The sequence below is a fragment of the Agrobacterium sp. V1 genome, assembly GCF_030518355.1.
Classification (GTDB): Bacteria; Pseudomonadota; Alphaproteobacteria; order Rhizobiales; family Rhizobiaceae; genus Agrobacterium; species Agrobacterium cucumeris.
Genome location: NZ_JAULSF010000001.1, coordinates 2,799,831 through 2,823,225, shown reverse-complemented (window position 1 = coordinate 2,823,225; position 23,395 = coordinate 2,799,831). Strand labels below are relative to the sequence as shown.

Genomic DNA, 23,395 nt, shown 5'->3' with positions numbered 1-23,395 from the left:
TCACACCGTCCTGATATAGGCGTCATATTCGACGTCGGTTACGCGCAGGGAAAATTCGGAAAGCTCCTGCTGCTTGCAGGCAGAAAACAAGGTGCGGTACTTCTGGCCGAGCGTCGCATAGGCAAAGCTCGATCGCGTGAAGCGCTGCAGGGCGTAATCCCAGTTGGTGGGCAGCGGTTCGTGATTGATCGCATGGCTGTCACCGGCGATCGCACCGCCGGGCTGGCGCTTTTCCTTCATGCCGGCAAGTGCGGCACTCAGGATCATCGCCACAACCAGATAGGGATTGGTATCGGCACCGGCGACCCGGTGTTCGATGCGCGTCGCGGCCTTGCTGGCAACGATGACGCGCACCGCCGCCGAGCGGTTGTCGATGCCCCAGGAGGCGTAGGTCGGTGCATGTTCGCTCGGCGTCAGACGGCGGTAGGAATTGGCATGCGGGGCGAAGATCGCCATGCTTTCCCCCATGTTTTCCAACAGGCCGCCAACCGAATGCATCAGCGCATCCGACGGGCCGTTTTCGCCTGCATAGATGTTCCTGCCGTCCTTATCGAGAACGGAAAAATGCACATGCATGCCGTTGCCCGCCTGCAAGCCGTAAGGCTTGGCCATGAAGGTGGCGTCGAGTTCATGCCGCCGCGCTACACCCTTGACGATGCGTTTCAGGAAGACCGCGAAATCGGCGGCCTGCAAGGCGTCCGGCACATGGTTGAGGTTGATCTCATATTGCCCCGGCCCGTTTTCGCGCAACGTCGTATCGGCAAGCACGCCCTGTGCCCGGCAGGCTGTGGCTATATCGTGGAAGACATCCTCGAAATCCTGCAATTCGGAAATCGACAGAACCTGGGTCTGGCCCGTGTGCCAGCGCCCCTCGCGGCTGTGCGGCGGGCGCACGGGATCCAGTGCGGAGCGGACTGGATCGATCAGGTAAAATTCAAGTTCGGTCGCCACGACCGGCGTGAGGCCAGCCTTTTTATAGGCGCTGAGAACCTGCGAGAGAACATGGCGCGGATCGCCATAAAAGCCGGTTCCATCCGGGTTTCTCATCGCCAGCAGAACCTGCGCTGTTGGACGGCCAAGCCATGTCACACGCGACAGTGTACCCGGAACGGGGAAACAAAAACCGTCGGGATCACCCGTGCCTTCGGCAAGGCCTGCGGCGTGCACATCCCGACCCCAGATATCCAGCGCATAAACGGAGCGGGGAATGGCCATTCCCTTTTCGAGAACGTCGATCGCCCTCTCACGTGGAATCCATTTGCCGCGCGGAACGCCGTTCGCGTCTATGACGAAGGCTTCGAGAATTTCGATATCGGGATTATCGGCGAAAAATTTCTTTGCTTTTTCAATATCATCCATCATGCACCAGCAGGCCGTTTCTCTTCTGTTTCGCGCGCGGAAGCGCTTCGCTAACGAAAATCATCCTGCTGCTGATAGATGAGAAACCTCGCCACCATGATGACGTTTGCCCCTTTTCCCCTTTGATAAGCCCATGTTACGTGGCCCGCCGCAGGAAGGCCAGCGGATTCGGCCATCAGGGATTGAACCTTTCCGGGCGATAGGCGTCGATGGCGATAACAGGCGTTTCGCCGGCCATGGTTTCCGCCAGCACTCGACCGGTGATCGGCCCAAGTGTGAGGCCGTGATGAGCGTGGCCGAAGGCAAACCACAAGGTCCTGTGGCGCGGTGCCCTGCCGATGACCGGCATCATGTCAGGCGTGCATGGGCGTGCGCCCATCCATGGCTCCGCATCCAACCGGCCGCCAAGGGGAAAGACGGTACGGGCCACCCGCTCCGCCCGCTCGATCTGAACGGGGGATTTCGGCGCATCGCGTTCGGCAAATTCAGCACCCGTCGTCAGACGGATGCCCTTGCGCATCGGCGCCAGGAAATAACCGCGCTCGGCATCGATCAGCCAGTTGTTGAGCTTTGTCCCTTCCTGCGGCGCATAATGCATGTGGTAGCCGCGCTTCACCCCGAGCGGGAAGCGATAGCCAAGCCTTTCCGTCACGGTATCGGCCCATGGGCCAAGCGCCACGACGGCATGCTCGGCCTCAACTGCGCCGGTTTCGGTGCGCACCGTCCAACCGCTTACCGTCTGGCTAAGCGTCGACGCATCGCCCCGGACAAAGGTTCCGCCGTAGCTCTCAAACAGTTTAAGATAGGCGAGTGTCAGCGCGTGCGGATCGAGCACCGACCAGGGGTCGTTCCATTTCAGGCCGCCGACGAAATCCCGGCTGAGATGCGGTTCGGCGGAGGCAAGCTCATCAGCATCGAGTTTCGTGTGGGAAATGCCGTGGTCACGCGCCAGACGCTCGGCGAAGGCATAGTCGGCATCGCGCCTTGCGGCTGTCCTGTAAGCCTCCATCCAGCCATTCTTCACGATCAGATCGCCAGCCTTCGCCTCATCGATCAAAATACTGTGTTCAGAGACGGAATGTTCGATCAGCGGCGCATAGGCACGGGCAATCGCCGCATGGCGCGTGGCTGCGGAATTATACCAGTAGCGGCCAAGAAAAGGCGCGATCTTCGGCAGAGCCGAGAGATGATAACGGGCATCGATGCTGTTATTCAGGGAATAACGTAGCAGCAGCGCCAGATCCTGCGGAAAGGCGTAAGGTACGACACCTTCTCTCTGGATCAGCCCGGCATTACCGAAGGAGGTCTCCTCGCCCGGTCCGCGCCGATCGACCAACACCACCGATTTTCCCCTTCGGGCCAGTTGCAGGGCGACCGAGACCCCGATGATCCCCGCTCCCAGAACAATCACATCCGCTGCCATGGCAATCAATCCGTTTCCGCATCACGTCTCTCGCAACATGGGTCGGCATTTTTCGCAAAGCAACAGAAAAATCATCACCTTAATAGAAACAGCGATGCGCCTACTGGCTCACCGCTTTGGTTTCGACAGCCTCGATATTGAAGGCCGCCGCCAGCAATGCCCTGGTATAATCCTCCTGCGGATTGGCGAAAATCTCCGCCGCCGGGCCGCTCTCCACCACCTTGCCGTGGCGCATGACGATCAGGTCATTGGCAAGCGCTTTCACCACCTTAAGATCGTGGCTGATGAAGAGGTAGGCAAGTTCGTGCTTGGCCTGGAGATCGCGCAGCAGATCGACCACCTGCGCCTGCACGCTCATGTCGAGTGCCGATGTCGGCTCGTCCAGCATGACGAACCGGGGTTTAAGCACCATGGCGCGGGCGATGGCGATGCGCTGGCGCTGACCGCCGGAAAATTCATGCGGATACCGCCAGCGGGTGGCCGGATCAAGGCCGACCTCTTCCAGCGCGGTAGCGACACGCGTATCGCGCTCATCGGCGGACAGGGACCGCTCGTGCACCTTCAGTCCCTCGGCGACGATTTCACCCACAGACATGCGCGGGCTGAGCGACCCATAGGGATCCTGAAACACCACCTGCAACCGGTTCCTGAGCGGCTTCATCATCTCATAGGAATAATGATCGATCGACTGGCCGATGAAGCTGATGCGCCCCTTGGATGCGATCAGCCGGGAGAGCGCCAGACCAAGCGTGGTCTTGCCCGAGCCTGATTCGCCCACCACGCCCACCGTCTGGCCGGCGCGCAGGGTAATATCGATGCCATCAACCGCCTTCACATGGTCGACCACCCGGCGCATCAGCCCGGCCTTGATCGGGAACCAGACCTTGATGTCGTCGCCCTGCATGACCACCGGTTTGCTAGCATCGGAATGCGGCGGCTCGCCTTTGGGTTCGGCTGCAAGGAGATGGCGCGTATAGGCATGCTGCGGATCGGTAAACACCTGCTCCACGGTGCCGGTCTCGACGATCTTGCCCTTGGTCATGACACAGACACGATCGGCAAATTTGCGAACGATGCCGAGGTCGTGGGTGATGAACAGCATGGACATGCCGTGCTTGGTCTTCAGATCACTCAGAAGCTCGAGGATCTGCGCCTGTACTGTCACGTCGAGCGCCGTGGTCGGCTCATCGGCGATCAGCAGTTTCGGCCGGTTGGCAAGCGCCATGGCGATCATCACGCGTTGCCGCTGGCCGCCGGACAATTCATGCGGATAGGCTTTCAGGCGTTTTTCCGGCTCGCGGATGCCGACCTGCAGCAACAGTTCCAGCGTGCGTGCCCGCGCCTCAGCCCCTGTGATTGCCTGGTGCAGCTCGAGAATCTCGCCGATCTGCCGCTCGATGGTGTGGAGCGGATTGAGCGATGTCATCGGCTCCTGGAAAATCATGGTGATGTCGTTGCCCCGCACCGCGCGCAACGCCCGTTCCGGCAGGGTCAACATATCCTTGCCGTCAAACAGGATTTTCCCGGACGGGTGGCTTGCTGCCGGATAGGGCAGCAATTTGAGAATGGAGTTCGCGGTCACGGATTTGCCGGAGCCGGATTCGCCAACGAGGGCAACGACTTCGCCCGGCATCAGGTCGAAGGACACGTGATCGACGGCAACGCTGGTCGCGCCACCCTGATGGAAAGCCACCGAAAGGTCACGGGCGGAGAGAAGTGGCTGGATGGTTTTTTCCGTCATGGCGATCACCGGAACGTCTTGCGTGGATCGAAGGCGTCGCGCACCGCTTCACCGACGAAAATCAACAGCGAAAGCATGATGGACATGGTGAAAAACGCAGTGAGGCCAAGCCACGGGGCCTGAAGGTTGTTCTTGCCCTGCGCGATCATCTCGCCCAAGGACGGCGATCCCGGCGGCATGCCGAAACCGAGGAAATCGAGCGAGGTGAGCGTCGTGATCGAACCGGAGAGGATGAACGGCAGGAAGGTCAGCGTCGCCACCATGGCGTTGGGCAAAAGATGCCGGAACATGATCGTCCAGTTGCCGACACCGAGTGCACGTGCAGCGCGGACATATTCGAAATTTCTGGCGCGCAGGAATTCCGCACGCACAATGCCGACAAAGCCGACCCATGAGAACAGCAGCATGATGCCGAGCAACACGAAGAAGCCGGGTGGAAGAATGGCCGCAATGATGAGCAGGATATAGAGCACCGGCATGGACGACCAGATTTCGATGAAACGCTGCAAAAGCAAATCCGTCCAGCCGCCGAAATAGCCCTGAATGGCACCGGCGGTGACGCCGACCAGCGCCGACGCGATGGTCAACGTCAGGCCGAACAGCACGGAGATGCGGAAACCATAGATCATCCGCGCCGTGACATCGCGTGCCTGATTGTCGGTTCCGAGCCAGTTGAGATTGCCAAGCGTGCAGCCGGGGTCGGCATTGCCCTGCGGGTAGGCCGAGCAACGGTCTTTTTCATCCATCAGCCAGAAGGGCGCGGTGGGCGCGGAATGCGGAATATTGGAATTGACCGTCTGGTAGGAATAGCGGATCGGCGGCCAGATCATCCAGCCATTGGCGTTGATTTCGTCCTGGATGAAGGAGGATTTGTAATCGGTCTGGGCCAGGAAGCCGCCGAATTTCTCCTCGGGATAATCGACCATGACCGGCACCAGAATCTCACCCTTGTAGGAAGCGAGAATGGGTTTGTCATTGGCGATGAATTCCGCGATCAGGCTCAGGAAAAACAGGACCAGAAACAGCCAGAAGGACCAGTAACCGCGCCGGTTCGCCTTGAAATTCTGCCAGCGGCGTTTGGTGGTCGGCGAAAACCACGGGCGCTTCGGCTTTACCAGTGTTTCGGCAGCGGCGGTGTGGGCAAGCGTCATCACACGTCCCTCCGCTCGAAATCGATGCGCGGATCGATCCATGTATAGATGAGGTCTGATATGAGGCCGACAACGAGGCCCATCAGCGAGAAGATGAAGAGCGTGCCGAACACGATCGGGTAATCACGATTGACGACCGAAAGATAACCGAGGCGGCCGAGACCATCCAGCGAAAAGATGTTCTCGATCAGCAGCGAGCCGGTGAAGAAGGCCGAGATGAAGGCGCCCGGAAAACCGGCAATCACGATCAGCATCGCGTTGCGGAAGACATGGCCGTAGAGAACCTTGCGTTCGGTGAGACCCTTGGCGCGGGCGGTGACGACATACTGCTTCTTGATCTCGTCGATGAAGGAGTTTTTCGTCAGGAGCGTCGTCGTTGCGAAGGCCGAGAGCGACAGCGCGATCAAAGGCAGTGTCAGGTGCCAGAAGTAGTCGATGATCTTCTGCCACCAGTTCAGCTGGTCAAAATTATCCGATACCAGACCACGCAGCGGGAACCAGTCGAAGAACGATCCGCCGGCGAAAAGCACGATGAGCAGGATACCGAACAGGAAGCTCGGCACCGCATAACCAATGATGATGATGCCGGAGGTCCAGACATCGAAAGTCGAGCCATCGGAGACGGCTTTCTTGATGCCGAGGGGAATTGAGATGATGTAGGAGATGATCAGGATCCAGAAACCAAGCGACATCGACACCGGCAGCTTGTCGATGATGAGATCGATGACCGAGGAATTGCGGAAGAAGCTGTCGCCGAAGTCGAAGCGGATGTAATTCCACATCATTTCGAGAAAACGGGTGAGAGGCGGCTTATCGAAACCGAACTGCTTCTCGAGCTTGGCGATCAGTTCCGGATCAAGGCCCTGCGCGCCGCGATATTTTGAGCCGCTTTCATCAAAACCGCCGGACTGACCCATGAGATCGCCGCCGCCAGAAAGCCGGTCGGAGGCGCTGTCGCCCTGCCCCGTCAGCTGCGCGACGACCTGCTCCACCGGGCCGCCCGGTGCAAACTGGATGACGAGAAACGAAATGCCCATGATGCCGATGATGGTCGGGATCATCAGCGCCAGACGTCTGAGGATATAGGCGCCCATCAGCCTTTGTTCCCAGCCGATATGTCAGCGGTTTTCGTCTCTCTCAAACCCTGTCCTTTCCTCAAAAGCGCTCTTCCGCGCTCCAAGCGATTCGTTTCGCCCTATGTGAATCAAGCCTTCGGCGCGAAAGCAAGACCGGCGTCAGTTTCCGGCCTGGCTGGACCACCATGCATCCGGAAAACCGATGCCATATTCGGGCAGGTTTTCAGGGCGGGTGAGCGTGTTCCAGTAAGCGAGGAACATCTCGCCGCGGTAAAATTGCGGAATGACGTAGCTGTTTGCCAAGAGCACCCGGTCGAGCGCCCGCGCCGCGGCCACCTGTTCATCCCGGTTGGGCGCAAATATGACCTTTCTGACCAGCGCATCGACGGCGGGGTTCTTGATGCCGGCAAAGTTGTTGGACCCCTGCCGATCGGCGGCGGCCGAGCCCCAGAAATCCGCCTGTTCATTGCCGGGATTGGCCGATGTCGCCCAGAGCTTGACGGCGATATCAAAATCGAAGCTGCGGGTGCGGTTGGTATATTGCGAGGCATCAACCGTACGGATCGTGGCATTGATGCCGATCTTCTTGAGGTTCTGGACATAGGGCAGGATGGTTCTTTCCATACCCGAGGAATCGATCAGGAATTCAATGTCCAGCTGCTGCCCCGTTGCCGCATTGACCATGCGGTTGCCACGCAGCTCGTAACCGGCCTCCTTCATCAGCTTCACCGCCTCGCGCAGATTGTCGCGCTGCTTGGCAGGATCGCCTGCCACCGGGTTGCGGTATTCGGTGGTGAAGACTTCCGGCGGAACCTGATCCTTCAACTCCTGCAAGAGTTCCAGTTCGCGCCCGGTCGGCAGACCGGAAGAGGCGAGCTCGCTGCCCATGAAGAAGCTGTTGATGCGCTGGAACTGACCGTAAGCCAATGTGCGGTTCAGCTCTTCGAAATCGAAGGCGTAATTGAGTGCCTTGCGCAGGCTGGGGTTCTGGAACTTTTCGCGGCGCATGTTCGGCACGAAGGCCTGCATGATACCGACGGAGCGATAGATATTCGGCAGTTCCTCTTTCTTGACGCGGCCTTCCTTGACGGCCGGAAAATCATAACCCGTGACCCAGCGGCTGGATGAGGCTTCCTGCCGGAAATCGACGGTACCGGATTTGAAGGCCTGGAATTCCACATCCTGATCGGAAAAGAAGCTGTAGGTGATGGTTTTGAAATTGTTCATCCCCACATTCACATTGACGTCCTTGCCCCAATAATCGTCGCGACGCTCATAGGTCATCGTGGAACCGGGAGACAGCGAGGCGATCTTGTAGGGGCCGGAGCCCATCACCGGCTCCAACGTGCCACGGGAGATATCACGCGGCTTGCCGTCCGGGCCGGCGGCTTCCCACCAGTGCTTGGGAACGATCAGCAATTGCCCGACGATCTGCGGCAGTTCGCGATTGTTCTTTTCATCGAAGGTGAAGGTGATGTCCCTCTCGCCGCTCACTTCCGCCTTGGTGACGTGGGTATAATAGGTGGCAAGCTGCGGGCTCAGGTCCTTGGCTTTTTCAAAGCTGAAAACCACATCCTCCGGCGTCACCGGCTTGCCATCCGCCCATTTGGCCTCCGCGCGCAGCCGGAAGGTGGCTTTCGAAATATCGTCGGGATAGCTGACCCCCTCTGCCAGAAGCCCGTAGGAGGCCGACAGTTCCTCCTCCGTCGATTTCATCAGCGTATCGAAAACCAAAGAGAGGCCGGTCGCCGCCTCGCCCTTGGCGAGCAGCGGATTGAGCGTATCGAAGGTTCCCGTCGTCGACATGCGCAACGCACCGCCTTTCGGCGCCTTGGTGTTCACATAGTCAAAATGATCGAAACCATCCGGATGTTTCAGTTCCCCGACCGTCGAAATCCCCTTTCGCCAGACATCGCCCGACTGGGCAAAGGCCGCCGCCGGTATCAGCATGGCGGATGCCGCAAGGGCGATCACAAGGCGGAATTTCAGTGGAGCCAATATCATGCGGGGCGGTTCCTGTTTTCGTGTTTGTTGAAGAGAGCATAAAACAAACATTGGCAAAAAACAGATGCTTCGGCTCACAAGCTCTTTATCGGCACCGTTAATTCCCTGCTTTGCACAAACGGGGCGAAACATGGTTTCAACAAAATCCCGTTCCAGTTTATTCTAGGGGGAAGAGAATCATCTGATCGGACGGACACGGCTATATGACGGCGGGATCATCGAGAGTTTTCAGGGCGGCCATGCTGGCGATTTCAGTCGTTTCCGCGCTGCAGTTGCAGATGGAAACCGCATCGGCCGAGGACCGGCCTGCGAAAGAAGTGTTCGGCCATATGGCCCTGCCCTCCGCAGCAACCTCCCAACCGATCGGCTCCTATGCCAAGGGCTGCCAGTCCGGCGCCATCGCCATGCCGACCGACGGTCCGGGCTGGCAGGCCATGCGACTTTCGCGCAACCGGCGCTGGGGCCAGCCGCAGCTGATTTCCTTCCTCGAACGCTTTTCGCAGGATGCCCAGAAAATCGGCTGGCCGGGTCTGCTGCTGGGCGATATTTCCCAGCCGCGCGGTGGGCCGATGCTGACCGGCCATGCGTCGCACCAGATCGGCCTCGATGTGGACATCTGGTGGCGGCCGATGCCGACCCCGCGGCTCACCGCGGAACAGCGCGAAACGGTGCCTTTCATCTCCATGCTGGACAAGAGCAAGTTCCTGACGGTCGATGACCGCAAGTGGTCACCGCTCAATGCCCGGCTGGTGATGATGGCGGCAAGCTATCCGCAGGTGGAACGCGTTTTCGTCAACCCGGCGATCAAGCAGAAACTCTGCCAGACATGGACCGGCGACCGCACCTTCATGGGCAAGATCAGGCCGATCTATGGGCATGACGAACATTTCCATATCCGCCTCGAATGCCCGCCCGGCGCGCCGAACTGCAAGCCGCAGGCGGCCGTGGGCAAGGGCGATGGCTGCGACAAGTCGCTCGCCTGGTGGTTTTCCAAGGAACCATGGGCAGCACCGAAGAAGGACCCTAACGCCAAGCCGGTGAAACCGCGACAGGTGATGGTCTCCGACCTGCCCGCCGCCTGCGCCGCCGTGGCTGCCGCCCCTTCCGCCAACCCCGAGGGTATTGCTGCGCAGGCCTATTCCTCCGCACCGGTTCAGGCCGTGCGCCAGCAAAGCGTCGAACAGGTCATTCAGAACGCTCCAACCCTGCAGCCGCCTTCGGATATTCCGCTTCCAACCCAACGTCCGACATTGAACTGAAACAGAAATGAGGCATTCAACAGCTTCCCTTTTCAAATGGCGGCAAGCTGTTATAGAAGGCTTCAAATCGATTTAATTCTTTACGGGGACAGGCTGGGACCATGGAAGGGCAACGCTGTATCGCGCTCATCGCTCACGACGAGAAAAAAGACGATATGGCGGATTTCGCCCGTCATCACCAGAAGGCGCTCTCCAGTTTCAGGATCGTCGCCACCGGCACGACCGGCGGGCGGGTACAGGAAGCCTGCCCGGAGCTCGAGGTCGTTCGTCTGAAAAGCGGGCCGCTTGGCGGCGACCAGCAGATCGGAGCGATGATCGCCACCGGCGAGGTGGATATGCTGATCTTTTTCACCGACCCGCTGACGGCCATGCCGCATGATGTGGATGTGAAAGCGTTGACCCGGCTTGCCACGGTTTACGACATTCCCATGGCGCTCAACCGCGCCACCGCAGAAAACCTGATCGACTTCAACTCCGCCGACTGACCCGCACCCACCAATATGGAACAGGCAATGCCGAAGACGTCCGATACCGAATATCTGTCCTTTCCGATCCTTCTTGGCGACATCGGCGGCACCAATGCCCGCTTTTCCATTCTGATCGATTCTTTTGCGGATCCCGTACACCTGACCACGGTAAAGACCGCGGAATATCCGACGATCGACGACGCCATCCAGCAGGCGGTTCTGGACAAGACCTCGCTTCAGCCGGTCTCGACCATTCTTGCGATTGCCGGCCCTATCGAAGGCGACGAGATACCGCTCACCAACTGCCACTGGGTCGTCAAGCCGAAGGGCATGCTGGCTAATCTCGGCCTGAAGGACGTCATCGTCATCAATGATTTCGAAGCACAGGCTCTGGCGATTGCAGCGCTTGACGACGACAACCGCGAGCCTATCGGCTCCGGCAAGAAAGACATGCTGGCGTCGCGCGTCGTTCTCGGACCGGGCACGGGCCTCGGGGTCGCCGGTCTGGTTTACGCCCGCCATATGTGGTTCCCGGTGCCCGGTGAGGGCGGCCATATCGATGTCGGCCCAAGGAGCGCGCGTGATTATGCGGTTTTCCCGCATATCGAGACCATTGAGGGCCGTGTTGCCGGCGAGCAGATCCTGTGCGGGCGCGGACTGGTCAATCTCTACCGCGCCGTCTGCAAGACCGATGGCATCGAACCGGTCTTTTCCGATCCGGCCGACATCACCTCGCAGGGGCTTACGGGCCAGAATGCGCAGGCAAAAGAAACGCTTTCGCTTTTCAGCACCTATCTCGGCCGTGTGGCTGGCGATCTCGCGCTGATTTTCATGGCCAAGGGCGGCGTTTATCTCGCCGGCGGCATTTCGCAGAAGATCATCCCGGCGCTGAAGAGCCCGGAATTCCGGGCCGCATTCGAAGACAAGGCGCCACACAGCGCGCTGATGCGGACCATTCCGACCTTCGTTGTCACCCATCCGCAGGCGGCGCTTTCCGGCCTCGCCACCTATGCGAGAACGCCTTCTGATTTCGGCCTGGCGCTGGATGGGCGGCGCTGGAGAGCCTGATCGCTCGCCTCTCAAAGGGAACTACCCTTCCCATGTGGCGCTTGCGAAGCGAGCGGCTGGTCTTTAACGTCACCGCTGCAAATATGAAACGTCCGATACTGGCGGGTTTCGATCCGCCCGACATGAAAAGTGAGTGAAACATGAGCAGCAGCGGCATGAAACTGGTGGTGGTCGGCGCGGCGGGCCGCATGGGACAGGCACTGATCCGCCTCATTCACCAGACACCAGGCGTCCAGCTGCATGCCGCCGTCGCGCGCGAAGGCTCGGCCTTTGTCGGCCGCGATGCCGGCGAGATTGCCGGTCTCGGCCCGATCGGCGTCGAAATCACCAGCGATCCGCTGCAGGCCTTCCTGCATGCGGAAGGCGTTATCGACTTCACCTCACCGGCAACCAGTGTCACCTTCGCGGGCCTCGCCGCGCAGGCGCGCATCGTGCATGTCATCGGCACCACGGGCTGCTCCCCCGAAGACGAGGAAAAATTCAAGGCGGCGTCGCGCCATGCCCGCATCGTCAAGTCGGGCAATATGAGCCTCGGCGTCAACCTGCTCAGCGTTTTGACGCAGCAGGCGGCGCAGGCGCTGGACGCGCAGAACTGGGATATCGAAATTCTGGAAATGCACCACAAGCACAAGGTGGATGCGCCGTCCGGCACGGCACTTCTGCTGGGTGAAGCAGCGGCGGCCGGCCGCAGGGTCGATCTTACCACCTCTTCCGTGCGCGTACGAGACGGACATACGGGTGCACGCGAGACCGGCACCATCGGTTTCGCCACGCTGCGCGGCGGTTCGGTGATCGGTGAACATTCGGTGATCTTTGCCGGTGAAGGTGAGCGCGTCGAGCTTTCCCACTACGCCGGCGACCGCTCTATTTTCGCACGCGGTGCGATTACGGCGGCTGTCTGGGCCTTCGACAAGAAGCCGGGCTTCTATTCCATGCTGGATGTGCTCGGTCTTTCGCAGGCGGAATAAGCCCTTACCCTAATTTTCCACCGTGAATTCGACGGTATCGGCCGAAAATCGGCTGACGGCATACTGCACCGGCACGCCATCCATATCGGCATTCAGCGCTTGGGTGACGAGCAGGATGGCACCCGGCGACAATTCGAGATCGGCGAGATCCTGCGTATCGGCGTGGCTGGCTGAAATGACCGTCGAGATGCGCACGTAGTCCGCCACACCGAGCGCCTTGAAAGCGGCCGTGATCGACCCGCTTTTCTGATAAGCCTCGCCTATTCCGGCAAAACGATCCGCCGGAAACCATGTGGTCGAACGGGACACCGGCCGGGTGTCGGCCTTGCGCAGGGTCTCCAGACGCACGAGCGGAGCGCCGGTCTGGAGTTGCAGCCGCGCTGCCAGATCGGCGGTTGCAGGCTCGGTCGTGTGGGAAAGAAGCAGCGCCTCCATTTCCTTCACCTGATCGCCGATGCCTGTCGTGAACCGTGTGCGCAGTGAAATCGGAAAACTCAGCCGTTCCTTGCGGGCAATCATCGTGCCGCGCCCCTGCATCGGCTCAAGAATACCTTCGCTCGCCAATGCGGCAATGGCGCTTCTGACGGTATGGCGGTTGACGCCGAATTTTTCCGCCAGCGTCATCTCAGGCGGCAACATGCCGGTTTCATCGTGATCACCAGCCGCAATCTCGCCTCGGATCCGGTCGGCGATCTGCCGCCAGAGTGCGACGCCGTTCTTTCTTTTCATTGCTGCTGCAGGGCTCATGTCACACGCTTGTCATTCATCGACGTTAATTGTAGCTTATATTGTATAGTTGTCTATATCAATAGACATTAGAGGTCAAGCGATGAATAACGAAGCTGCGAATATACTTAGCGAAAGGAAGCGGGTGGCGGCACTTCTTGCCCGCGCTACCGTTCAGGAACTTGAGGCGGTCTGGAACCGGCAGGACGCCAGCCCGCAGACGGAAAACGTGCGCGGGCCGGAAACCGGCCTCGTCATGGTCAAGGGCCGTATCGGCGGCGGCGGCGCGCCTTTCAACCTGGGTGAAACCACCGTTACCCGCGCGACGATCAAGCTTGCTTCCGGCACTGTCGGCCATGCGCATGTTCTCGGCACCGGCCGCAAGAAAGCCTGGTACGCAGCCGTTTTCGACGCGCTCTGGCAGGAAAATCCGACGCGTAACTTCATTGAAACCGAGCTTCTCTCACCGGTCGAAAAAAGACTGACCGAAGAAAAGCAGCGGAAAACGAAAGAGACCGCCGCCACGCGGGTCGATTTCTTCACCATGGTTCGAGGAGAAGACTAATGGGTGTCAAAGCCGAAGCATTGACGGGCGGCTTTTCCGACGCCGTCTTCGATTCCCAACGGGTTTTTAAAAAGCTGATGGACGGCATGGCCCGTCCGGGCACACCGCAGACGATCGAAACCGCAGTCGCCCCGCCGGCACCGCTTGCCACGGCGACGGGTGCGGTTCTGCTGGCGCTTTGCGACCACGACACGCCCCTCTGGCTAAGCAGCACGTTGCGGAAAACCGCCGTGCCGGGTTGGGTTGGGTTTCACACCGGCGCGATTGCGACGGAAGAAAAGGGTGCTGCGCAGTTCGCCGTCATTGAGGCGGGCAGCACCATTGCCTCCTTCGGCCTCTTCGCTCAGGGAAGCCAGGAATATCCCGACCGTTCGACGACGGTCATCATCGAATTGCCCGACCTTGATGGCGGACAGGAGTTGTCCCTGTCCGGCCCAGGCATCCGCCACATCAATATCATCAGCCCTTCCGGCCTGCCGGAGATATTCCCGCGGCTCTGGGCGGAGAACAACGCCATTTTCCCGCGCGGCGTCGATGTCATTTTGACCTGCGCCGACAAATTCGTCTGCCTGCCGCGCACGACGCGCATTAAATCCGTGGAGGCATAAGATGTATGTTGCTGTCAAAGGCGGGGAAACCGCCATCGCCAACGCTCACCGGCTTCTGGCAGACAAGCGGCGCGGCGACCGCAACCTGCCGGCGATGACGGTCGCGCAGATCGTTTCGCAGCTTTCACTCGCCGTCGACCGTGTCATGGCGGAAGCCTCACTTTATGATCAGTCGCTTGCAGCCCTTGCCGTCAAGCAGGCGCGCGGCGACATGATCGAGGCCATCTTCCTGCTGCGCGCCTACCGCACCACGTTGCCGCGCTTCGGCTATTCTCTGCCGGTCAATACCGCTGACATGACGGTGCAGCGACGCGTTTCGGCAACCTACAAGGACTTGCCGGGCGGGCAATTGCTGGGACCGACCTTCGATTATACCCATCGCCTGCTCGACCCCTCGCTGCTCGAAGACGAGGCTGTCGAAACCGCTGCGATTCGTGAAGGCGAACCGGATTATGTCATGCGGGTTTCCGATATTCTCGCCGAAGAAGGGCTGATCGAAAGCGATGGCGATATGCCTGACGATCATATTGCCGGCGATCTGACGCGCGAGCCGATGGAGTTTCCGATGCCACGCGACCTGCGCCTGCAATCGCTGGCGCGCGGCGACGAGGGCTTCCTTCTCGCACTCGCCTATTCGACGCAGCGCGGTTACGGCCGCACGCATCCTTTCGTCGGGGAAATTCGCATCGGAGATGTGGAAGTGGAACTGGAGGTTCCCGAACTCGGCTTTGCCGTCTCGCTTGGCGACATCCAGGTTACCGAATGCCAGATGGTCAACCAGTTCAAGGGTTCGGCCAAGGCGCCGCCACAATTCACCCGCGGTTACGGGCTCGTGTTCGGGCAGAGCGAACGCAAGGCGATGGCCATGTCGCTGGTCGACAGGGCACTGCGGGCCGGTGAATTCGGCGAAGATGTCGTTGCCCCGGCGCAGGATGAGGAATTCGTCATCTCACACGCCGACAATGTGCAGGCGACAGGTTTTGTCGAACACCTGAAATTGCCGCATTACGTGGATTTTCAGGCCGAGCTCGGTCTGGTCAGGAAAATGCGCGCCGATTTCGAGGCGATCAACGCTGGCGGCGCGGAATGGATGGGCGATGCGGCCGAATAGCTCAGCGGCTGTGCTGCTCACCAAACCAGTAAGCGCAAAAGACGGTCGATGCTGCAAACACAGCAAAGAACACGGCTGCAAGAATTCCAATCTCCATGAGCTTGTACTCCTTTTTTCGCAAGGTTAACGCGCAATGCTTGAAGAAGTTTCATTTGACGACGGGCTGGCTGCCTACAACTTCGCCTATCTGGACGAACAGACCAAGCGGATGATCCGCCGGGCGATCCTGAAGGCCATCGCCATTCCCGGTTATCAGGTTCCCTTCGCTTCCCGTGAAATGCCCATGCCTTATGGCTGGGGCACCGGCGGCGTGCAGCTCACCGCTTCCATCGTCGGCCCCGACGATGTGCTGAAGGTGATCGACCAGGGTGCCGACGACACCACCAACGCGGTATCCATTCGTGCCTTTTTCCAGAAAGTGGCGAATGTCGCGGTCACCACCCGCACCAGGGATGCGACCATCATCCAGACGCGGCACCGCATTCCGGAAGAAGAACTGCATTCCGGACAGGTTCTGGTCTATCAGGTTCCCATTCCCGAACCCTTGCGCTTCCTTGAGCCACGCGAGACCGAAACCCGCGTCATGCACGCGCTGGAAGAATACGGCCTGATGCACGTCAAGCTCTACGAGGACATCGCCCGCAACGGCCGCATCTCCACCACCTATGCCTATCCGGTGAAGGTTGCCGGACGTTATGTGATGGACCCCTCGCCGACGCCGAAATTCGACAATCCGAAAATGAATATGTCGGACGCCCTGCAACTGTTCGGCGCCGGGCGCGAAAAGCGTATCTATGCCGTACCGCCCTATACCGACGTCGTCAGCCTCGATTTCGAAGACCATCCGTTTGAAATCCAGCGCTTCGACAAGCCCTGCGCACTGTGCGGCGCGGAGAATGTCTATCTGGACGAGGTGGTGCTTGATGATAAAGGCGGGCGGATGTTCGTCTGCTCCGATACCGACCATTGCGAAGACCGCCGCGCCCATGGCCACAAGGGCCATATGCTGGCGGATGTGAAGGAGGCCGCAGAATGAGCGACGCACCGCTTTTGAAAGTCCGGGACGTTTCCAAATATTACGGCGACCGCGCCGGTTGCCGCAACGTTTCCTTCGAGCTTTATCCGGGCGAGGTTCTGGCCATTGTCGGTGAATCCGGTTCCGGCAAGACCACGCTTCTCAACTGCATTTCCACCCGGCTGATGCCAACGGCGGGCAGCGTGGAATATCGCATGCGCGACGGTTCGGTACGTGACCTTTATCACATGGGTGAGGCTGAACGGCGTTTCCTGATGCGCACCGACTGGGGTTTCGTGCACCAGAACCCGGCGGACGGGCTGCGAATGGCGGTTTCGGCCGGCGCCAATGTCGGTGAGCGGCTGATGGCCGTGGGCAACCGGCATTACGGCAATATAAGGCAATCGGCCAGCGAATGGCTGGAGCGGGTGGAAATCGGCACCGACCGCATCGACGACCAGCCGCGCGCCTTCTCCGGCGGCATGCGCCAGCGCCTGCAGATTGCCCGCAATCTCGTCACCTCGCCGCGCCTCGTCTTCATGGACGAACCGACGGGCGGCCTCGATGTCTCCGTGCAGGCGCGCCTGCTCGATCTGGTTCGCGGTCTCGTCAATGATCTCGGCCTGGCCGTCGTCGTCGTCACCCATGATCTGGCCGTGGCACGACTGCTGTCTCATCGCATGATGGTGATGAAGGGCGGCGACGTCATCGAGCATGGTCTCACCGATCGGGTGCTGGATGATCCGCGCGAGCCCTACACGCAATTGCTTGTTTCCTCCATTTTGCAGGTTTGACGCCATGGCGACGCCCCTTATCGTTTCGGAAGTCTTCAAAAGCTTCACCATGCATCTTCGCGACGGCATCGAGCTGCCCGTTGTCCGCGATGTCAATTTCTCCGTTTCGGGCGGCGAATGCGTCGTTCTCGGCGGTCCCTCGGGTATCGGCAAAAGCTCGATCCTGAAAATGCTCTATGGCAACTACGCCATCGACAGCGGGCAGATCCTCATCCGTCATGAGGATCAGGTCGTTGATATCGGCAATGCCTCGCCGCGCACGATCCTCGAAATTCGCCATCGCACCATCGGTTATGTCAGCCAGTTCCTGCGCACCGTGCCGCGTGTTCCGGCAATCGACGTCGTTGCCGAACCGCTCTTCGCGCGCAAAGTGGCCGCCGAGGAGGCGCGTGAGCAGGCAGCTATGCTGCTGTCGAAACTCAACCTGCCGCGCGAACTATGGTCCCTGCCGCCGGCGACCTTTTCGGGCGGCGAGCAGCAGCGCGTCAACATAGCGCGCGGCTTCATCACCGATCATGCGATCCTGCTTCTCGATGAGCCGACCGCATCGCTGGATGCCGCCAACCGGCGGGTGGTCGTCGACATGATCATCGAGAAAAAAGCCAAAGGCACGGCGCTGCTGGGCATTTTCCACGACGAGGAAGTGCGCGAAGCCGTTGCCGACCGCATTCTCGACGTCTCGCAATTCTCTCCCCGGAAGGCAGCGGCATGAGTGTCAAGGTCGGTCTCGAACCCGTCATTCACGACACCGCCCGCGTCACCAATTCCTCGATCGGCCGCTATACCGAAATTTCGGAGCGCTGCCGCCTCGAGGAGGTTGAGATGGGCGACTACTCCTACGTCATGCAGGATGGCGCGATCTGGTGCGCCACCATCGGAAAATTCGTCAATATTGCCGCTTCCGTCCGCATCAATGCCACCAATCACCCGATGCAGCGGGCGACATTGCACCATTTCACCTATCGCGCCCGCAGCTACTGGGACGACGCCGAGGATGAAACGGATTTCTTTGCCGCACGCCGCGCCAAGCGGGTGGTGATCGGTCACGATGTCTGGATCGGCCATGGTGCGACCCTCCTGCCCGGCGTGACGGTGGGGAACGGTGCGGTGATCGGTGCTGGCGCGGTGGTATCGAAAGATGTCGCGCCCTATACCATCGTCGGCGGCGTACCCGCCCGGCTGATCCGCGAGCGTTTTTCAGCGGAGCTCGGCCGGCGAATGGATAATCTGAATTGGTGGGATTGGGACCATGCAAGGCTGCGCGGCGCGCTCGATGATTTCCGCGCGCTCGCCGCCGAGGATTTCGTGGCGAAATATGGTGGATGAACTCCGCTCATGGCGAGGCAATTGCAGTCCCGGGACCATGTCCCGGGATTTCTGTTTGTCGCCTCCAGACATGCCCGGCGGGATTTCCTGCTCATGACTTGCCTGACGAAAGGTTTGTCGGCGAACCCCTGGGCGTCGTATCTGCGAATTCTGTAATATTTTCTTCATTAAACTGACACGCGCAGTTCATGGACCGCTGTTAGGTCGAACCCCGTCATAAGAAGATTGGACGGGGAAATGAGCTTTCACCTGAAGCAAGTCACGCGCCGTTTCGGCAACCACACCGCGGTCGATGCCGTAAATGTCGAGATACCGCAGGGTCAGATGGTCGGTGTGATCGGACGCTCCGGCGCCGGCAAATCGACGTTGCTGCGCATGATCAATCGCCTCGTCGATCCCTCTTCGGGTTCCATTCACTTCAACGACATGGAAGTTTCGTCGCTGAAGGGTGCGGCGCTGCGCAACTGGCAGCGCGATTGCGCCATGATTTTCCAGCAGTTCAATCTGGTGCCGCGTCTCGATGTGCTCACCAATGTCATGCTTGGCCGTCTCAACCACCGTTCGACGGCGCTCAGCCTGTTCAACATTTTCACCAATGATGAGCGCCTGATGGCAATCGCCGCCCTCGAGCGGCTCGGCATCGAACATGTGGCCATGCAGGCCGCTGGCACGCTTTCCGGCGGCCAGCAGCAGCGCGTCGCCATCGCCCGCGCCCTGATGCAGTCTCCGAAGATGGTTCTGGCCGATGAGCCGATCGCATCGCTCGACCCGCTCAATGCCAAGATCGTGATGGACGCGCTGCGCGACATCAACGAGCGCGAAGGCATCACCGTCATCACCAACCTGCACACGCTGGATACGGCGCGCAATTATTGCGAACGCATCATCGGCATGTCGCAGGGTCGTGTTGTCTTCGACGGAACGCCGGCGGAGCTGACCGCTGCGGCCGTCACGGAGATTTACGGGACCGATTCACAAGGGTCCGGCATCGACGAGACCATGACGTCGACCAGCATCAACATTCCCGGCGCGCAGCTTCCCGCACGGCCGATACAGCAATCTGCCGGTCCCGAACCGCTCGCTCTCGCCGGGCTCTGAGGAACCGCTCAGCATCGTTTGTGCCCGCGTCAAGGGCCGACATTTCACAACAAACTCCGGCTCGCCGGGAAACAGGAGAAAGTCCATGTTGAAGAAAATCCTTCTTTCGGCAGTCGCCCTTGGCGTTCTGGCCGGTTCCGCCATGGCTCAGGACGTCAAGGTCCTGCGTATCGGTCTCGACGGTTCTGAAAACGAAGCCGACCAGATCCGCAACACGAAGTGCGTTGCCGATGGCCTCAAGGCTGCGACCGGCGTTTCCGAAGTTCAGGTTTTCCCGTCGCCGGACTATAACGGCGTCATCCAGGGTCTGCTCGGCGGCACCATCGACATCGCTTCCATGGGCGCTTCCTCCTACGCCAAGATCGCTCTGGCCGATCCGAAGGCCGTCGATCCGATCCTGACCACCGCTGGCGCCGATGGTTCGACCGGCTATTACACGATCATGGTTGCCCGCAAGGACAGCGGTATCAAGACGCTGGCTGACGCCAAGGGCAAGAAGATCGGTTTTGCCGACCCTGACTCCACCTCCGGCTTCCTCGTCCCGAACGTGGCTATCCCGAAGGAAACCGGCGTTCCGGTGAAGGAATACTTCTCCGAGACCGGCTTCGGTGGCGGCCATGAGAACCTCGTTCTCGCCGTTCTCGACAAGAAGTTCGACGTTGGCACGACCTTCGGTTCGGGCGTTGGCAAGTGGGAAGAAGGCTACACGGCCGGCAACCTCTACCAGATGGTCAAGAAGGGCAACCTCGACATGGACGATATCGTCGAAGTCTGGAAGTCGCCGCTGATCCCGAACGGCCCGCTGATGGTTACCAACAAGCTCGGCGACGCCATGAAGCAGAAGGTCGAAGACTTCTTCATGGAACTGCCGAAGAAGGACCTCGCCTGCTTCCAGGGTTTCACCCAGGGCAAGAACACCGCCTACATCAAGGTCGACCCGTCCTTCTACCAGACGATCATCGACGCCCGTAAGTCCGTTATCGGCGGCTGATCCTGCGATCATACCCGGAAGCGGCGGTGCCTTGCGGCGCCGCCGCTTTTGCCAATAAAGGAAAAGCGGCATGACGACCACACTGCATCATGGCACCCTCTCCCCCAAGGGATTGAGCGCATCGTCCCAGACGGTGATGCGTCATTATCAACAGCAGCTTGCGACAAGACGGATTTATACCGTTATTTCGCTTGTGATCTTCCTCGTTATCCTCGCCGCTTCACTGAATTTTGCCAACGCGGCCAATTCAGGCAAATTCTTCGAGCGCCTGCCCTATTTCTTCGACTTCATGAAAACCTTCGTGCCGGACAGCCCGCTTGAAATTTTCCGGGCGATGTTCGACCTTCCGTCACCCTATGCGGACGGTTCGCTGAAATATAATTACGTCGCGGATCGTGTTTACATCACTGACAGCTTCTACATCCCGCACTTCATCTATCAGCTGATCATCACGCTCAACATCGCGCTGGTTTCGACAATCATCGGCACCAGTTTTGCCTTCGTGCTCTGCTTTTTTGCCTCCACCAATCTCGTCGGCGCCGGGATCGTGCGCTGGGTCGTGCGCCGGGTAATGGAAGTTTTGCGCGCCTTTCCGGAAATCGTCGTTGCCGGATTGCTGACCGCCATTCTCTCGATCGGTCCGATTGCCGCGATCATCGCGATTTCGGTCCACACGATCGGCGCTCTGGGCAAGCTGTTCTTCGAAGTGGTGGAAAATGCCGACATGAAGCCGGATGAAGGCCTTCGCGCGTCCGGCGCAAACTGGCTGGAACGCGTTCGCTTCGCCATCGTGCCGCAGGTTCTGCCCAACTTCGTGTCCTACGCGCTGCTGCGCGCCGAAATCAACGTGCGCGCCTCCACCATCATCGGTGCTGTCGGTGGCGGCGGCATCGGCGAGGTGTTCCGGTTGTCGATCGGCAACGATCATGCTTCCAAGACCTATGCCATCATCATCCTGCTGCTGATCACCATCATCGCCGTCGACCAGTTTTCCAGCTGGCTGCGCCGCAGACTGATCGGCCATCAATCCTTCGAATTCGGACGGGGAGCAGCCTGATGTCCTCCAGCTTCATTCTCAACACTGCCGAGCGCGAAAGGCTGACCGCCGCGCATCCCGCGATTTTCAAACGCGGCTTCATGAAGCGTTACGGTCTGCTGATCGGTATTCTCGCCACCGTCGTCTATCTCATCAGCTGCTTTTTCTTCTTTAATGTCGGGCCGGCTTTCATGCAGGGCCGCTGGGATCGTGCCTCGAGCTATATTCAAGACTGGTATTCCTGGCGTGCCCAGCCGCGCCTGCGCTTCGAAGATGGCAAGGTCGCGCCGCAATGGTCGAGCCGCGGGCAATATCCGGTCGACTCAAAGATCGACTGGTTGCAGCCCTTGCCGGATGGCGGCTACAGCGTGATCTATGCAGGCATGGAAAATCGCATCGACGTGACGCCAACCCGGGTGGACGTTTATGTCGACGGCAAGAACTATCCCGTCATCATCAACGGTGAGCAGGCGCGGGCGCCTGAGCGACTGCCGGAAGAAATCCAGCAGGACGGTAACAAGGTTCTCGTGCATTACGGTTTTGCCGGCCAAGCGGAAATCCGCACCAGCCAGGTCTATGTACAGCGCCGCTTCCTTGGATGGGCAAACTTCCTGTTTGACACCAAGTCGGAATTCTGGGGCAAAGGCTATGGTGAACTCGCGGCTCTGGCGCTGTGGGGAGAAAGGCTCGATCCTGAGCGCTCCAATATCAGCCATATGGTGGATGATTTTCTCGACAACAGCGTCTGGCAGCATGCCGATATTCTTTCCAAGCTGATGCAGACGCTGGTCATGGCCTTTGTTGGCACGTTGTTTGGCACGCTCGTTGCCCTGCCGCTCGCCTTCATCGCCGCCCGCAACATTACCGCCAACAGGGCTGCCAACTGGGGCATGAAGCGTCTGTTTGACTTCCTGCGTTCGATCGACATGCTGATCTGGGCGCTGTTCTTCACCCGCAGTTTCGGTCCCGGACCGATCCCCGGCATTGCCGCGATCTTCTTTACCGATACCGGAGCGCTCGGCAAGGTCTATGCCGAGGCGTTGGAGAATGTCGATGACAAGCAGCGCGAGGGCGTCAAATCGGTTGGGGCTTCCCCGATTGCCGTCAATCGTTTCGGCGTGCTTCCGCAGGTGCTGCCGGTCTTTATTTCCCAGTCGCTCTATTTCTGGGAAAGCAATACCCGCTCCGCCACGATCATCGGTGCTGTGGGTGCGGGCGGTATCGGCCTGAAGCTGCTGGAAGCGATGGGCACCAACGCCGACTGGGACAAGGTTGCCTATATGGTCCTGCTCATCCTCTTCGTCGTTTTCCTGTTCGACCATATCTCCAATTCACTGCGTTCGCGCCTGATTGGAAAAACGCAGCACTAGGCCATAAAAGATAAGGGGCGGGATGTATGCGAAGACCGTAGCGGCTTCCCTATCCCGCCCTGCTAAAACCACGGGTCCAAAGACGGATTTTTATCCCTGATGCATTCGTCCTGATGTCCGGGCGCCCCCCAAGGGGCATTCCGGGGCTTAACCGCATTTCGAATGTGCTTTTTTCCATCTGCATCATCATTCTGTCACGGAAAGCGATTACCTCGCACTCCTGACCTTGCGGGAAGCGG

At 59.6% G+C, this 23,395-nt stretch carries 22 protein-coding genes; 15 read left to right on the top strand and 7 right to left on the bottom strand.

Translation table 11 applies throughout. The features are described from left to right. The 6 genes from QSV77_RS13520 to QSV77_RS13495 form a co-directional block, all read right to left on the bottom strand. Complete coding sequence (locus tag QSV77_RS13520) at window positions 1-1,362, bottom strand: glutamine synthetase family protein (protein ID WP_161991293.1); 1,362 nt, start codon at window positions 1,360-1,362, stop codon at window positions 1-3. 172 nt (window positions 1,363-1,534) lie between these two features. After that, a complete protein-coding gene (locus QSV77_RS13515) occupies window positions 1,535-2,782 on the bottom strand; it encodes an FAD-binding oxidoreductase (RefSeq protein ID WP_302733784.1) in 1,248 nt (415 codons plus the stop codon). A gap of 100 nt (window positions 2,783-2,882) precedes the next feature. Further along, window positions 2,883-4,523 carry an ABC transporter ATP-binding protein gene (locus tag QSV77_RS13510; RefSeq protein ID WP_302733783.1) on the bottom strand — a complete coding sequence of 547 codons (1,641 nt, stop codon included), beginning with the start codon at window positions 4,521-4,523 and terminating at the stop codon, window positions 2,883-2,885. 5 nt (window positions 4,524-4,528) lie between these two features. Further along, on the bottom strand, window positions 4,529-5,674 hold the full coding sequence (locus tag QSV77_RS13505; RefSeq protein ID WP_142840807.1) for an ABC transporter permease: 1,146 nt from the start codon (window positions 5,672-5,674) through the stop codon (window positions 4,529-4,531). Next, window positions 5,674-6,768 (bottom strand): microcin C ABC transporter permease YejB, encoded by a 1,095-nt coding sequence (locus tag QSV77_RS13500; RefSeq protein WP_046799187.1) that lies wholly within the window; start codon window positions 6,766-6,768, stop codon window positions 5,674-5,676. The genes QSV77_RS13505 and QSV77_RS13500 overlap by 1 nt, the downstream gene beginning before the upstream one ends. Before the next feature lie 141 nt (window positions 6,769-6,909). Next, window positions 6,910-8,754 carry an extracellular solute-binding protein gene (locus QSV77_RS13495; protein WP_302733782.1) on the bottom strand — a complete coding sequence of 615 codons (1,845 nt, stop codon included), beginning with the start codon at window positions 8,752-8,754 and terminating at the stop codon, window positions 6,910-6,912. Between the two features lie 203 nt (window positions 8,755-8,957). Here QSV77_RS13495 and mepA point away from each other — a divergent pair, with 203 nt between their 5' ends. From mepA to dapB, 4 genes are all read left to right on the top strand, one after another. Beyond that, window positions 8,958-10,013 carry a penicillin-insensitive murein endopeptidase gene (gene mepA, locus QSV77_RS13490; protein ID WP_302733781.1) on the top strand — a complete coding sequence of 352 codons (1,056 nt, stop codon included), beginning with the start codon at window positions 8,958-8,960 and terminating at the stop codon, window positions 10,011-10,013. 101 nt (window positions 10,014-10,114) lie between these two features. Beyond that, entirely contained in the window at window positions 10,115-10,498 is a 384-nt protein-coding gene (locus tag QSV77_RS13485) for a methylglyoxal synthase (protein ID WP_302733780.1), read from the top strand. Window positions 10,499-10,525: 27 nt separating this feature from the next. Beyond that, window positions 10,526-11,548: a glucokinase gene (locus QSV77_RS13480; protein ID WP_302733779.1), complete on the top strand. Its 1,023-nt coding sequence runs from the start codon at window positions 10,526-10,528 to the stop codon at window positions 11,546-11,548. A 140-nt stretch (window positions 11,549-11,688) separates the two neighbouring features. After that, on the top strand, window positions 11,689-12,516 hold the full coding sequence (gene dapB / locus QSV77_RS13475; RefSeq protein ID WP_142840803.1) for a 4-hydroxy-tetrahydrodipicolinate reductase: 828 nt from the start codon (window positions 11,689-11,691) through the stop codon (window positions 12,514-12,516). 9 nt (window positions 12,517-12,525) lie between these two features. Here dapB and phnF read toward each other — a convergent pair whose 3' ends face one another. After that, on the bottom strand, window positions 12,526-13,263 hold the full coding sequence (phnF, locus tag QSV77_RS13470) for a phosphonate metabolism transcriptional regulator PhnF (protein WP_302733777.1): 738 nt from the start codon (window positions 13,261-13,263) through the stop codon (window positions 12,526-12,528). Between the two features lie 82 nt (window positions 13,264-13,345). On the opposite strand from phnF, the gene phnG reads away from it, so the two are divergent. The 11 genes from phnG (at window position 13,346) to phnE (QSV77_RS13415) (ending at window position 23,156) form a co-directional block, all read left to right on the top strand. Further along, window positions 13,346-13,807 (top strand): phosphonate C-P lyase system protein PhnG, encoded by a 462-nt coding sequence (gene phnG, locus QSV77_RS13465; RefSeq protein ID WP_142840801.1) that lies wholly within the window; start codon window positions 13,346-13,348, stop codon window positions 13,805-13,807. Next, the gene (phnH, locus tag QSV77_RS13460) at window positions 13,807-14,415 is read left to right on the top strand and encodes a phosphonate C-P lyase system protein PhnH (RefSeq protein ID WP_269700425.1); all 609 of its coding nucleotides are present in this window, start codon (window positions 13,807-13,809) and stop codon (window positions 14,413-14,415) included. The genes phnG and phnH overlap by 1 nt, the downstream gene beginning before the upstream one ends. 1 nt (window position 14,416) lies before the next feature. Further along, entirely contained in the window at window positions 14,417-15,526 is a 1,110-nt protein-coding gene (locus QSV77_RS13455; protein ID WP_302733776.1) for a carbon-phosphorus lyase complex subunit PhnI, read from the top strand. Window positions 15,527-15,659: 133 nt separating this feature from the next. Continuing rightward, window positions 15,660-16,562 (top strand): alpha-D-ribose 1-methylphosphonate 5-phosphate C-P-lyase PhnJ, encoded by a 903-nt coding sequence (locus tag QSV77_RS13450; protein ID WP_065114568.1) that lies wholly within the window; start codon window positions 15,660-15,662, stop codon window positions 16,560-16,562. Beyond that, entirely contained in the window at window positions 16,559-17,335 is a 777-nt protein-coding gene (gene phnK, locus QSV77_RS13445; RefSeq protein ID WP_003524419.1) for a phosphonate C-P lyase system protein PhnK, read from the top strand. The genes QSV77_RS13450 and phnK overlap by 4 nt, the downstream gene beginning before the upstream one ends. A gap of 4 nt (window positions 17,336-17,339) precedes the next feature. After that, window positions 17,340-18,047, top strand: a complete 708-nt coding sequence (gene phnL, locus QSV77_RS13440; protein ID WP_142840798.1) for a phosphonate C-P lyase system protein PhnL — start codon at window positions 17,340-17,342, stop codon at window positions 18,045-18,047. Continuing rightward, a complete protein-coding gene (locus QSV77_RS13435; protein WP_142840797.1) occupies window positions 18,044-18,661 on the top strand; it encodes a DapH/DapD/GlmU-related protein in 618 nt (205 codons plus the stop codon). The genes phnL and QSV77_RS13435 overlap by 4 nt, the downstream gene beginning before the upstream one ends. Window positions 18,662-18,898: 237 nt before the next feature. Further along, the gene (phnC, locus tag QSV77_RS13430) at window positions 18,899-19,759 is read left to right on the top strand and encodes a phosphonate ABC transporter ATP-binding protein (RefSeq protein WP_142840796.1); all 861 of its coding nucleotides are present in this window, start codon (window positions 18,899-18,901) and stop codon (window positions 19,757-19,759) included. An 85-nt stretch (window positions 19,760-19,844) separates the two neighbouring features. Continuing rightward, on the top strand, window positions 19,845-20,750 hold the full coding sequence (gene phnD / locus QSV77_RS13425; protein WP_142840795.1) for a phosphonate ABC transporter substrate-binding protein: 906 nt from the start codon (window positions 19,845-19,847) through the stop codon (window positions 20,748-20,750). A 70-nt stretch (window positions 20,751-20,820) separates the two neighbouring features. Continuing rightward, window positions 20,821-21,807, top strand: a complete 987-nt coding sequence (phnE, locus tag QSV77_RS13420) for a phosphonate ABC transporter, permease protein PhnE (RefSeq protein WP_142840794.1) — start codon at window positions 20,821-20,823, stop codon at window positions 21,805-21,807. Beyond that, the gene (gene phnE / locus QSV77_RS13415) at window positions 21,807-23,156 is read left to right on the top strand and encodes a phosphonate ABC transporter, permease protein PhnE (protein ID WP_302733774.1); all 1,350 of its coding nucleotides are present in this window, start codon (window positions 21,807-21,809) and stop codon (window positions 23,154-23,156) included. Before phnE (QSV77_RS13420) ends, phnE (QSV77_RS13415) begins: the two co-directional genes overlap by 1 nt. Window positions 23,157-23,395 lie beyond the last annotated feature (239 nt).